Below are 13,284 nucleotides of genomic sequence, written 5' to 3' on the forward strand. Positions count from 1 at the left end.
AACCGTAACAACTATAATAGATTAGCAACGATGTAGCTAATAATATTTAGGTCATTCTAGATCAATATATGTTAAATAGAATATACATAGATAATTTTCGCTCTCTTGTAAACTTTGAGATTTCATTTAATTCTATTAACCTATTCCTAGGAGGAAATGGATCAGGTAAATCCACAGTTTTTGATGCGATAAATAGAGTTAAAGATTTAATTTCTGGTGTATTTAAGGTAGAGAATCTATTTACCATCTTTGATTGCTGTCGTTGGCAGACACTTAAGGAACATAACTTTGAGATCGAAATAGATGGTAATGGAGGTAAATACAAATATGACCTTGCAATACTATATAACGAACAACAGAAGCCATTTATTGCTCATGAAAGATTATGGTTTAATAATCAACCATTATTAAAATTTGAATTAGGTGGTGTATATATATATGATGATGATTATTTGGAAATATCAAAAATCTCCTACTTTGATTCTTCTCAATCATTTCTATCTCTTTTACCACCAACTAATACTAATAAGAAGCTAACTTGGTTTAGAAATTGTATATTGCGTCTCTTAGTTATACAGATTACTCCTTCTCTAATGACTGGAGTTAGCGAACAAGAACTTTCTTACATATCTCCAAGAATGGAAAACTATGTATCTTGGTATCGTCATCTTTCACAAGATCAAGGTAAGGTTCTTAAGATTACAAATGTATTGCGAGAGGTTTTAGATAAATTTACATATTTTAAATTTGATAGGTTTAGTGAAACCAACTATGGATTAAAGCTAATATTTGAAAATGAGATTGACAATAAAAAACCAATTGAATACTACTTTAATGAATTATCAGATGGACAGAAAGTTATTATTGCTTTATACACTTTAATCTATAGTACTCAAGATGAAGACTATACATTATTTATTGATGAGCCAGAAAACTTTTTAGCATTACCAGAAGTACAACCTTGGCTAGATCAGTTGTACGATCTTTGTAGTGAGAAAAAACTGCAAGCTATTCTCATTTCTCATCATCCTAAACTTATTAATTTTCTAGCTGCAGATTCAGGTTACTGGTTTGAGAGAAAGGGCAATTCTCCAGTGCGAGTTAAGAGAATTAAAGACGAGGATGATACTGGATTACCTATATCTGACCTAGTAGAGCGTGGTTGGCTTTATGACCCAGAATAGACAAACTATCGTAATTTTGTGTGAAGATCGTCAACAATATGTCTTTGCTCGTTACTTTCTTCAGAAAAAAGGATTAACTGGAAATTTTATTGATAAAAGTTGTCCTAGTGGTAGGCAAGCTGGAGAGCAATATGTTCGCGAACGTTATGCAGCAGAAGTTAAGGCTCATCGGAGTAAAAACTATCTTAATATTTGCTTGATAGTAGTTATAGATGCTGATAGAAACACTGTAGCCGAACGCATAAAACAGTTAGACTCAGTTCTTGAGGAAAAACGTCATCGTAAAGAAAAAATTGCAATATTTGTTCCGAAGAGAAATATTGAGACTTGGATACATTATCTACAGTCAGGAGAACCTATTGATGAAATTGTTGCGTATAGCAAACTTGCAAACCAAGGAGAATGTAAACCATTTGTTGAAAAGCTTGCCGATCAATGTGTACTAGGTTTACCTACCAATGCACCGCCATCAATGCATGATGCTTGCATTGAAATAAAGAGAATCATTGAGTAGTTATTTGGTTCTTTTGGGACTTAATATATTTATATATCTTTCCAAAGCACCTAAAACCTTTTCAGCAATTAGTAAAATAAAATCTTCTTTATTATTCTCAGATTGCACCTTTTCTAAAGCATCATAATAAGCCATCCGACTATCATAATCACCACCAATAATTGCTAATGGAAAACCATATTGCAACAGAATTAAATTCATAATTAAGCGAGCAGTCCTACCATTACCATCAATAAAAGGATGAATATTTACTAACCTTTCGTGCATTTCGGCTGCTAAAACTACTGGATGTAAATGATCTTTCGATTGAATATAAAATTGGAAATAGCCATCCATCAAATCCTGCAATAAATAGGGTTGTGGAGGTAAATGCTTACTTCCTGCGATAGCTACAGGTAACTTACGATAAACTCCTGCATTTTCGCGATCGATACCGTACAGGACAATTCCATGAATTTGTTTAAGGACATATTCTGATAAATCTACCTTTTGAGAAACAAGATCATCAATAAATAAAATAGCCTCTTTATGATTAATTGCTTCTAAATGCTCGCGCATACTTTTGCCACTAATCGTCATTCCCTCATTAATGACTAATTGAGTTTCACGCAAAGTTAAAGTATTACCTTCGATGCGATTACTTTCGTACAAAAACTCAACTTCTAACGCTTCTTTAATCGTGGCATTGTCTAAAGATTGGCGCAAAATATCTAGCTCTGCTTTGAGTTGATCAATATCAGCAAGGATTGATTCTATTGTTCTCATAAATTGAATGTAAATTAAATTGCGCCCAAAGCCTTTAACAAAGCTGCAAACTTAATCGTGGTTTCACTTTGTTCATTTTCCACTTGCGAATTTGCCACAATCCCTGCACCCGCAAAAATTCTTGCCCGATCGCCTTGAATATATCCCGCTCTAATCCCCACACCAAAAGTTCCTTCACCATTACCATTTAGCCAACCAATGGGGGCAGCATACCAACCGCGATCGCAGGCTTCCCATTGCTGCATGAAACAGACGGCGCGATCCCTTGGCTCACCACCGACTGCGGCAGTTGGATGTAACTGCTGCAAAATATCTAAGGCAATCAACCAATCAGGATCATCAATTTGAGCAGTAATCGGTGTATGTAAATGCTGCACATTCGACAGTTTCAACAGGCTAGTATTTACATGTGGATCGACTGAAGCCCCCATACTTTGCAAGCGATCGCAGATCGAGCGAATTACAATTTGATGTTCGCGCATATCCTTTTCACTATTAAGTAATAGCTCACCCAGCATTTGATCTTCCTGTACCGACTTACCCCGCTCGATCGACCCCGCAAGGGCATCACTGCGTAACCAAAGGCGATCGCTTTGGGCTTTAAATTGCAACACCACTTCAGGAGTCGCACCCAAAAAGGTTTTACCTACGCCATAGTCAAGTAAAAAGGAAATACATTCAGGATATTCGCACCGTAATACATGCAGTACCTGAAATGGATCAAAATCGCGATCGGCTAACACATCTAAAGCTCTAGCCAAGACCACCTTTTCAAAATGCCCTTGATGAATCAAAGTTAAGGCACGCTCGACGATCTCTGTCCAGATTTGTTGTCCCTGTACCTCAATGATTTTATTAACTTCATGGACTGTGGGGGATTCATAATGGGAGCTTTCGGACAAATGCGATCGCAAATTTAGAATACGATCCATGACCTCATCAGCATGATCCCAAGGTTGAATATAGTCATTGAGAGTCAAGGTACAAGCTTGTTGCGTATACCTGACCATCCAACGGGGAATGAAAAATAGTAAAGTCGGAAATTCGATCGCTGGCTGATAGTCCTGTTGATATTGAGATTGATAGTCACTAGGTACAGCTAAATCAACCCACTCGTTAGGGTTGCTACCATTTCGATAAAAAGAAAAAGCACCGAAAATATGTATAGAAAGTTCAGAGCGCTGTAGATCAAGTTCTGGATGCTTCGCGATGATTGCATCCTCTAGATGTGTCCTAATAAACTTTTTGGCACAATCAAAGCGATCGCTCAAATCATGATTTGGCACTGAGACTTCGGCAACCGAACCCGCCGCCGCTAATACCAAATCGGCATTCGGTTGTTCCCAATAAAACTTTGGTTGTTGGGGATCAGACTTACTTGCCAACAACAATAGAGGATTCATGCACTCCCAACTCTGGGAGTAACTAAATAAGATCGGTGATCCCGTGACCTGCGCTTTAGCGATCGCTTTAACAATCCAATCGTGCAGAGATTTAGAATCGATGCTGCTATAGGTGACACTCTGACGAACTTGCATGGTTATATTTTATAGCAGTCGCCAGCACAGTTAATGTCTGAATAAAATATAAAAAGTTATTTGCTTATTCGCTTAGCTAATCAAAATTTTTTCTATGATTAATTGTAGAGTGTTTGTAAAAGTAATCTTCACTCTACACGCACTAAAATACAGCATTAAGTAAATTACGTGAGTTTTAGATAGTGAGATTTAACATTGGGTTTACACTATTAGGTTTATTGGGTTTAGCGACCGCTTTAAACGGATGTTTTTCTGCGTCTCAGTCTAAATTAACTACAAACATCAAAAATTACCAGCACATTGTCTCTAAAACTCAAGCAGTAGCTATTTCAACAAGTTTGTCAAGTAAATTGGGTGAAAAATGCTCCGAACCCAGAAACAAATCACCGCTTCAAAAATTCAAACTGCGAAAATGTAGGCTCGATCATCAATTTAAAGACATATTTATTCTTGAAAAGGATAACAAGGAAATAGCTAAATGGAATGCGGCTACTTACTCTATGGGGTTCAATGCGTTTGAAGCGGATTTGGATGGAGATGGGAGGCAGGAATTAATCGTTGCAAGTCATAATGGCACTAGCAATGGACTAGGAGTTTCCTATTGGACTATTTATGTTCTTGCCGATCCATCGGTTTATCCGATTCAAACACCAATGCGTTTCTCAACTCAGGATTACGGTGGTATACATGGAACTTTTGTGCCTGATGGCGAGCAATTTGAAATATGGACGACAGCATGGGAATGGACGGGTACTGATAACACTCTTGGGATTATCGGACAGCAATGGCGATATCAAGAAGGAGAGTTAATATCAACTACCCACCCAATCTTAAAAAGGTGGTATTCCTATAACTTTCAGTCCGAACGCTCTAAAACTCACGATAATCCACTCATTCCTTACTTATGGTTAGCGAATTCAAAAGTACAAGCCTATGAAGAACATCCACTATTTCAAACAACTACAATTCTCAGTATTGAGGATGGAACTATTCAGAATATTAATGAAAAATGCACCGATGATTTTACTTGTCAATTTACGGTGGATTTGAATCCAAATCAAGGCGTTTTTCAAACCTATATTTACTTTGAGCAGAAAACTGGGTTACCACAAGAATCGGATAAAAACAAAAAATATTTCTCTTATTTTGGTGATTGGTCGAGTAAGAGAATTTATCCAACGGGTTATCTACCATCAGATCCAAACAAATGGCTGAAAAATAAGCAGTATAAAGTTATTACATATACAGACAAATACTCTAGTAAATTCAAAGTACTGTGGATAATGTAAAAATATTACAAAAAATGAGTCAAGCTAAGCATCAAACTTCATAACATTTAGCTAACCAGATCATCACCTGTAGCGATCGCCAATTCCTGCAAGCGCTCCTGTTGATCCTTAGAAATACAGCTTTGAATTACTTCTTCGAGATCACCTTCTAAAATCGGCTGCAATGTAAAGTTCTGACCTAAACGATGCTCAGTTAAACGGCTGTCTTTGTAATTGTAAGTGCGAATTTTTTCAGAACGAGAACCTGTCCCTACCTGCGATCGGCGCATTGACGTAATTTCGGCTTGCTGTTCCCGCAACTTTATTTCATAGAGCTTAGCCCGTAAGATCTGCATGGCTCGCTCTTTGTTTTGGAGCTGCGATCGCTCTTCCGTACAGAAAATTCTAATCCCCGTCGGTTTGTGAAATAGGTCGGCAGCCGTCTCCACCTTGTTGACGTTCTGACCACCAGCTCCGCCCGATCGCGCCGTAGACATTTCAATATCTTTCGGATCGATGTGAATTTCCACTTCATCGACCTCAGGCATGATCGCCACTGTTGCTGTCGATGTATGCACACGTCCCTGTGATTCTGTCGCAGGAACCCGTTGCACGCGATGCACGCCCGACTCAAACTTGAGTTTGCTATAAACGCGATCGCCCTGTACTTCAATGATTGCTTCTTTGAATCCGCCCATTTCGGCGAGGGTCTCACTGACCATCTTCACGCGCCAACCCTGACGCTCGGCATAGCGTGTGTAGAGGCGTACTAAATCTCCAGCCCAAATACCAGCTTCATCACCACCCGTACCCGCACGAATTTCCAACATGATGTTCTTGTCATCATTAGGATCTTGGGGCAGTAGCAGGATCTGTAACTTTTGCTCTAATTCTTCTAGCTTGTTAGATAACTCTTCGACCTCTAGAGCCGCCATCTCCTTTAGTTCAGGATCATTGGACTCTTTGAGGATTTCTTGAGCTTCCTTATAGTCTTGTTCTGCCTTGCGAAAAGTATCGTAGGTTAGAACCGTCTCTTCCAAGGACGCACGCACCTTCGCAATGCGCTGAAACTCGCCGTGATCGGTCGCCACGTCAGGATCACCCATCCGACGAGTCAGTTCATTGAAAGTCTGTTCAACAGATTCAAGTTTCTTAATTAGATAAGCAGCAGGCATGGGTTTGGAAATACCACAAAAGAACGTGAAAAATTAGTAAGCCAACAAAATAATGAATTAATCCTAAAATTAATTCTAATGTGGCTATAACTATGCGTCTTTAGCGTTTTCATCAAACATGCCGTATTTACGCAAGAAGCGCTCTACACGACCTTCGGTGTCAATAATCTTTTGTGTGCCTGTATAGAAGGGGTGGTTGCCCGACCATACGTCAACATTAATTTCAGGATGGGTAGAACCAATAGTGGCTACCACTTCGCCGTTGCAAATTACCTTTGCTTCAGGATACCAAGTCGGGTGAATTCCAGCTTTAGGCATAGTCTTAGCTATAAAAATCAAAAATTAAGCTTTTCTAGACTAACACAGAATTATGCAATCTGAAACAAGATGTAGAGCGAAGCTCTACATCTTACTTTATGGATACCAAAACATACCTTTGATGCCTTCGGGATCGGCGTTGAAACCTAGCTGATTGTAAAACTCGACCACATGGGCATCGGCGAAAAGACTAATATTACTAATGTCAGACTTTCGTAACTCACGGATCATTTCTTCCATGAGGGCTTTGCCTAGACCCCTGCCTTGAAAATCGGGGTGAACTACCACATCCCATAATGTCGCGTTAAAGGCATAGTCAGATGTAGCGCGGGCAAAACCAATCAAACGCTTAAAGCCGCCACGATGCTCCCACATGGAGAGGACGACAAAACTATGCTGTAAAGCAATACGAACCTTACGAATTGGTCGCCTCGCCCAACCAACAGAGTCACATAATTCTTCTAGTTCGTAGAGATCAATATCCTTTTCAGTGCTAAAGAAAATCTGTCCGCTTTGGTTTGGCACTTGGCGAAGTCTTGTTTTTTTTGTAGGTTCGAGGGTGTCAGAACCAAATAAGTTTTTCCAGAACCCCATTTGCCCCATTGGTTGTATACAGCAGCGATCGCCCTGTAGATGACAGAGCTATTACAGATACTTTAAGCACCTATTTATTGTATCTGCATTGTATATGCTTTTGTTGAAAGCAGGCGATCGCAAATACTAAAATAAAATCCCAAAATAGTTTTAATCAAGGTTGGTCTTAGCCTTAGCTCTGACCTTATGTTGGTAAAATTAGAAACATCATTGCGAGATTTTGCTTAAGCTTTTAGTAAACCAAAAATATTAGCCCTTATTTTTTCACTCCTAAGACCTGCAATGTTCAAACCGATCGCGCTATTTCGAGGCTATAAGCATTTAATGTTGATCGAGACATTTTGGATGTGGAAATCTAACCGTGAATACTCAGCAGGAGGTTGTCAATGACATTTGGTCTAAAAACCTCAACGATCGAATTACTAAAACGTTTTAATACGAGTTTTCCACAATTTTACGAGCAGTTTGTTAGTAGTGACATTCAACTGCAAAACTTGCGCTTGGCTTATCAACTTTATCAAACCAAAGAAGCGGTCATTGAACTCAAGTCTGAGAGTAGCAAAAGCGTCCTGTACTTTGCCTATCGAAATCAGTCGTTTCTATTAAATGATATTTTTGGAGTCCTAGCCGCCTATGGTTTAACGATCCATAGCTTGAGCTTGTATGGACAGATCCATACGCCAATGTTGGTATTTATTAAGCTGGTAATTTCCCGTGGTGGGAAAGCTTTGCCGCAGAAGACTGCTGAAAATGTACGGAAGGCAATCAAAGAGACTCTATTAGGGCGCTTTGAGGTTGAGGAAATGCTAGCTCTAGAGTTTAACCTCGATAGTGGACTCAAGAAAGTAGAAACGAATTTTTATGTCGATCGCGTGTTTCATTTGCCTGCATTGCTCGTCGAAGCAGATAGCCAACCGGGGTTGTTTTATAAGGTGATGAATGCGATTTGGCAGGAAGATCTGTTGGTGGTGAATGCCAATTTATTAGTTTGGCGCGGACGCACAAGGTTGATTTTGTACTTATTAGGTCCCAACGAAAATTTAATTCCTGAGTATTTAGGGGTAAAAATTGCTGAGAGTCTGAAACAACGCTTGTCTGATTAATTTAAAAGCGGCGCAAAAGCGGCGCTTTCAAATTTATTTCAAAATATCTTTCAAGGTTATAACGACTCGTTCCTGTTGGTCTTCGCTTAGTTCTGGAAACATGGGTAGAGATAAAACCCGATCGCAAATATCTTCAGTAACAGGAAAATCTCCCCTGTGATAGCCCAAGTTTTGGTAAACGGATTGTAAATGGAGAGGTAGGGGATAGTAGATCATCGTGATGATGTTTTGTTCGCGCAATTGAGTTTGGACATCATTGCGCTTACCATCACCGATACAGATGGTGTATTGATTCCAAACGCTTCCAGGGCAGTGGTGAGGGGGGACTAAATGCGAAATATTTGCCTCTTTGAGCAGATGGGTATAGCGATCGCTAATTTCTCGACGTTGATGGTTCCATTTATCGAGATAGGGCAACTTCACTTGCAATAGGGCAGCCTGTAAACAATCAAGGCGTGAGTTCATCCCAATATATTCATGGTAATAGCGCTGAGGACTGCCATGTTCACGCAAAATCCTGAGCTTTTTATCAATTTCTGGATTATTGGTGGTCATCATCCCCCCATCGCCACAGCCTCCCAAATTTTTGGTCGGATAAAAGCTAAAACAGCCTACATCACCAATATTACCGACTTTTTCGCCGTTGGAGATGGCTCCTGTGGCTTGAGCGCAATCCTCGATTACATAGAGATTATGCTTTTTCGCGATCGCCATTAGCTTTGGCATATCCACAGGACGACCGAACAAATGTACGGGCATAATTGCCTTTGTGCGATCTGTAATTGCTGATTCAATTAACTCAAGATTGAGATTAAAGCTATGCGCCTCAATATCTACAAAGACAGGCTTTGCCCCAGCCATGCTGATTGTCTCGGCACTAGCAAAAAATGTGAATGGTGACGTGATTACTTCATCACCCTCTCCAATATCTAAGGCTCGCATAGCCAAGTACAAAGCATCAGTACCTGAGTTACAAGCGATACCATGCTGTGAGCCAATATATTTGGCAAACTCACTCTCAAACTGACCTACAGTTTGTCCGCCAATATATTGCCCCGATGCTAGTACGTCTAATGCAGCCTGATTTAAGAGATCGCCAATTTGTTGATACTGCTGCGATACATCAAAGGGAGGGATTTTGTTCACGTTGAAACGATTCTAGATTGCCTTAATTATTTTAAACGTTATCAAGCAACAATAGAAATTTCTAGAAATTTTGAGAAATCTTCGAGGCAGTATGGAGTTTTCTCAGTGTTTGCGATCGCATCTTTCTCCTTTGTTGTTTAAATTCAGCATTATGACGCTTGCATCCAACGATATATTTAAACTTTATTCTTACCTATAGCGTTTCCCAGTCTAGTGAAATAACTCTGTACTCTGCTCACTTGAAAAGTGCTATAGGTTCCAAATTATTTATAGATTTTAGGATTTGTAGAAGTGATCCTTCAGAATACTCTTCGATAGATAATTTAGGATTTCCATAGGGAGATTTCTGTTATTTTCCATTTTGTTGAAGTACGGTTTTTCTCGGTAAAGGTGAGAATAGGAGGCTTAGCTCTCCTACTAATTAAGAAATGCTATATGACTGCGAAACCGCTAGATTTATAGCCTTTGCAACGTTATTGATAATGTCTATAACATCTATATAACTTCTATATACCTTTTCAGTAACGAATTGTTCTCAAAAATGCTTTTTAAATCATTAAAACTGTGAATAATATCTATATGAGTAATTTACAGATACTCTCTCAAACTTAACCATCTCAAAATTTTAGGTTTTGAGAACTGCTATACAATATTTGGAAGAATGAAATTACCATGTTCTGGACAGCAGATCGAATTTACTCTCAAGGCATTGAACAAGCTCAGCAAAGAATTTATGAATTCTTTTTAGAAACTGTACGTCATAAATCTCCAGATGCAGTACTTATAGACTTTAAAGACTTATTTATCAACTTTAACGATCAACATAATCTAGAAATTGCCGCAGCATTCGATCAAATTTTAACTGCCTATAACGAAAAAGAATTTTTTTATACCTTAAAGCGCTGTTGCTATATTCTCATTAACAATTGGACTGTTAGTAATCATCGAAGTTATGTCCAATCATTGATTGATCTTTTTGATGATGATTCAATTCACAAAAAACCTAAATCTATCAAGTTGAAAACTTTGAGGATTTGGCTACAAATTTTTATTAAGAGTGAGGATTTTAAATCGTTAAAGTTGTTTGCCATTAGTGTTAATCCATTGTCTGGTGTAGATCAAAATTGGAGTAATCGTTTTGCTTCCTACTTATTAACTGATCAATATACAAATCCTCATAGTTCTTTAGAGCAAAGACAAGCGGCTAACATACTTGCTCAAGAAATGAAGGAAAAGTTTCAGTTTGATTTAGCTATGTACACAGCAAGATTAGGGCATCAATTATCAACACCAAATCCCCATAGCAATCCTACTAGCTTAAGTGATAATGTTCTCAATCTTGTCACACTGATGTTGACAAAAAATAGTATGCTTAATTGTCAAGCACAGGCAGAAAAATTTCTCGCAAGTATTGAAAATTCAACCTACTATGAATTCAAAGTTAAGTTGTTGCAGTATTTAGATTTTGCGATCGCCGATCCAGAAGTGTCTGAAACATTACAAACACAGATATCTGATGGTTTATTTAACTTAAAGTCAGAGCATCATGATCATCTTACTAATCCATATTTGATTTTAAAAACTTCTAAGTACTTAATCTCCCAATTTACAAGTAGTGATCATGAGCATTTAACAGAGCTATTTAACATTTTACTACACCATACAAATCCTTTGAATTTTGTAGTTCTGCTGCTAAAACTATTACTAATTAATGGTTCTGTTCGCTCTCATCTGGAACTCAAAATTGCTTTAATTATTAAGTATTACAGTAAATATAGTGAAGCAAAATGTAAATCGGTAATAGCCTTTATCGATATGCTCAATATTGCCCTTGCCATCTATGCCGGGGAAACAAGATATAACCTTGTATGTATGTATCCCTATGCTGATTCATCTTCGCAAGATCTAGATGTTCGGCAAGATCTACAGATTTCCCAATTTGATAAAAAAAATTATCGAATTTTTTCACAGCTTCGATAAGCTATAGCAATGTCAGTTTTGCTTAGAACTGGTGTTACGTGGAAGCTTCTACAGCCCTCACCCCTAGCCCCTCTCCCGCAGGAGAGGGGAAAAAGAGATTTTGCTCCCCTTCTCCTGCGGGAGAAGGGGTTGGAGGATGAGGGTTGCATGTAACATCAGTTAGAACATAAAGCCCAAAAGATGAGGGGCAGCGCTTTGCGCTGCCCATTCTAGATTAGCAATTATTTGATAAATTTCTTTAAAGCATCGAGAGTCATGGTGTAGGGAGGATAGCGAAACTTGAGATCGAAGCGGAAAGAGTTTTTGAGGATACTCTTGCGGTGAGAGAAGGTGTCAAAGGTTGCTTTGCCATGATAGCTACCGATACCACTATTGCCAACGCCACCAAAGGGAAGTGCAGGATTTCCTAAATGCATAATCGTATCGTTGAAACAGCCGCCACCAAAGGATACTTCTTGGAGAATCTGTTCCTGTTTCTGTTTGTTATTGGAGAATAGGTACAGAGCGAGGGGATTAGGGCGACTGTTGATCAAGGCGATCGCTTCAGAAATATGTTCATATTCTAAAATTGGCAAAATTGGTCCAAAGATTTCCTCTGCCATAATTTTCGATTGGAGCGAAACTTCATCAATGATTGTGGGAGAGATAAAAAGATCGCTTTTATCGCTGTTACCACCAATCAAAATTTTACCTTCATCAAGTAAACCCACAAGGCGATCAAATTGGCGATCGTTCACGATTCTTGCTAAGTCTGGACTTTGTTGAGGCTTGTCTCCAAAAAAGATGTTGATATAGGCGATTAACTTCTCAATTAGTACAGGTTTAATACTTTTCTGAACTAAGAGATAATCAGGTGCAACACAGGTCTGTCCCGCATTGTAGAATTTACCCCAAACAATACGCTTAGCCGTTATGTCCAAATCGCATTCTGCATCAACAATACAGGGACTTTTACCACCAAGTTCCAATGTTACAGGAGTCAGATGTTTCGCCGCAGCTTCCATCACAATTTTGCCGATCGCCGTTCCACCTGTGAAGAAGATATGATCAAATCTTTCGGCAAGTAGAGCTTGATTAGTTTCGATACCGCCTTCAATGGCAAGAATAAAATTAGGATCGAAGTTATCGTTGATAAGTTTGGCGATCGCACTGGAGGTGTGGGGTGTATGCTCAGAAGGCTTGAGAATTGAGCAATTACCTGCGGCGATCGCACCGATGAGAGGTTGAATTGTGAGAGCAAAGGGATAGTTCCAAGGTGCAATGATTAGGACTATACCTAGAGGCTCAGCATAGATATAACTAGAATTTGGAAATAAATTGATGGGAGTACCTACCTTTCGTGGTTTCATCCAAGTTTTGAGATGTTTGAGCGTATATTTAATTTCTGCTAGAGTGATTAAAATTTCACTGCCATAGCCTTCGATCGCAGGTTTTCGGAGATCCGCATAAACAGCATCGAGAATTAACTGCTCATTCTCTTGAATCAAATCTAAGAGTTTATGGAGTTGCGCTATCCGAAAATCATAGCTTTTGGTCTTTCCTGTGGCAAAAAAAGCGCGTTGATTAGCGATCGCTTCTTGAATATTGACATTGCTAATGAAGCTGGCAACCATAAATTTGTAAATTCCGTAAAATTGAGTTTGATCTATCAGGCTCCTATGCTAATTTTAATCCATAGCAAAAGCTTGTAAGTACTGCA

At 38.9% G+C, this 13,284-nt stretch carries 12 protein-coding genes; 5 read left to right on the top strand and 7 right to left on the bottom strand.

Going from position 1 to position 13,284, the window contains the following annotated elements; genetic code table 11:
* Nucleotides 1-68: 68 nt before the first annotated feature.
* Both NMG48_RS08530 and NMG48_RS08535 read left to right on the top strand, forming a co-directional pair.
* Nucleotides 69-1,184, top strand: a complete 1,116-nt coding sequence (locus NMG48_RS08530) for an AAA family ATPase (protein ID WP_271254828.1) — start codon at nt 69-71, stop codon at nt 1,182-1,184.
* Nucleotides 1,171-1,698, top strand: coding sequence for a hypothetical protein (locus tag NMG48_RS08535; protein ID WP_271254829.1), 528 nt, complete (start codon nt 1,171-1,173; stop codon nt 1,696-1,698). The genes NMG48_RS08530 and NMG48_RS08535 overlap by 14 nt, the downstream gene beginning before the upstream one ends.
* On the opposite strand, the gene NMG48_RS08540 is transcribed toward NMG48_RS08535, so the two are convergent.
* Both NMG48_RS08540 and NMG48_RS08545 read right to left on the bottom strand, forming a co-directional pair.
* Nucleotides 1,699-2,463: a Fic family protein gene (locus NMG48_RS08540; protein ID WP_271254830.1), complete on the bottom strand. Its 765-nt coding sequence runs from the start codon at nt 2,461-2,463 to the stop codon at nt 1,699-1,701. It lies immediately after the preceding gene.
* 14 nt (nt 2,464-2,477) lie between these two features.
* Complete coding sequence (locus NMG48_RS08545) at nt 2,478-4,001, bottom strand: isochorismate synthase (protein ID WP_271254831.1); 1,524 nt, start codon at nt 3,999-4,001, stop codon at nt 2,478-2,480.
* A gap of 182 nt (nt 4,002-4,183) precedes the next feature.
* Between NMG48_RS08545 and NMG48_RS08550 the strand changes: the two genes are divergently transcribed.
* Nucleotides 4,184-5,290, top strand: coding sequence for an FG-GAP repeat protein (locus NMG48_RS08550; protein ID WP_271254832.1), 1,107 nt, complete (start codon nt 4,184-4,186; stop codon nt 5,288-5,290).
* Nucleotides 5,291-5,337: 47 nt separating this feature from the next.
* On the opposite strand, the gene prfA is transcribed toward NMG48_RS08550, so the two are convergent.
* The 3 genes from prfA to NMG48_RS08565 all read right to left on the bottom strand — a co-directional run bounded on the left by prfA (nt 5,338) and on the right by NMG48_RS08565 (nt 7,356).
* On the bottom strand, nt 5,338-6,444 hold the full coding sequence (gene prfA / locus NMG48_RS08555) for a peptide chain release factor 1 (RefSeq protein ID WP_271254833.1): 1,107 nt from the start codon (nt 6,442-6,444) through the stop codon (nt 5,338-5,340).
* 90 nt (nt 6,445-6,534) lie between these two features.
* Nucleotides 6,535-6,762 carry a 50S ribosomal protein L31 gene (gene rpmE, locus NMG48_RS08560; protein ID WP_126389807.1) on the bottom strand — a complete coding sequence of 76 codons (228 nt, stop codon included), beginning with the start codon at nt 6,760-6,762 and terminating at the stop codon, nt 6,535-6,537.
* Nucleotides 6,763-6,858: 96 nt separating this feature from the next.
* Nucleotides 6,859-7,356 (bottom strand): GNAT family N-acetyltransferase, encoded by a 498-nt coding sequence (locus tag NMG48_RS08565; protein ID WP_126390489.1) that lies wholly within the window; start codon nt 7,354-7,356, stop codon nt 6,859-6,861.
* Between the two features lie 386 nt (nt 7,357-7,742).
* Between NMG48_RS08565 and NMG48_RS08570 the strand changes: the two genes are divergently transcribed.
* Nucleotides 7,743-8,459 (top strand): hypothetical protein, encoded by a 717-nt coding sequence (locus NMG48_RS08570; protein WP_126389813.1) that lies wholly within the window; start codon nt 7,743-7,745, stop codon nt 8,457-8,459.
* Between the two features lie 33 nt (nt 8,460-8,492).
* On the opposite strand, the gene NMG48_RS08575 is transcribed toward NMG48_RS08570, so the two are convergent.
* On the bottom strand, nt 8,493-9,605 hold the full coding sequence (locus tag NMG48_RS08575; protein ID WP_271254834.1) for a DegT/DnrJ/EryC1/StrS family aminotransferase: 1,113 nt from the start codon (nt 9,603-9,605) through the stop codon (nt 8,493-8,495).
* 672 nt (nt 9,606-10,277) lie between these two features.
* Between NMG48_RS08575 and NMG48_RS08580 the strand changes: the two genes are divergently transcribed.
* Nucleotides 10,278-11,585, top strand: a complete 1,308-nt coding sequence (locus NMG48_RS08580) for a hypothetical protein (protein WP_271254835.1) — start codon at nt 10,278-10,280, stop codon at nt 11,583-11,585.
* Nucleotides 11,586-11,806: 221 nt separating this feature from the next.
* Here NMG48_RS08580 and NMG48_RS08585 read toward each other — a convergent pair whose 3' ends face one another.
* Nucleotides 11,807-13,198, bottom strand: coding sequence for an aldehyde dehydrogenase (locus NMG48_RS08585; protein WP_271254836.1), 1,392 nt, complete (start codon nt 13,196-13,198; stop codon nt 11,807-11,809).
* Between the last annotated feature and the right edge of the window lie 86 nt (nt 13,199-13,284).

This window comes from Pseudanabaena sp. Chao 1811, assembly GCF_027942295.1.
Lineage (GTDB): Bacteria > Cyanobacteriota > Cyanobacteriia > Pseudanabaenales > Pseudanabaenaceae > Pseudanabaena.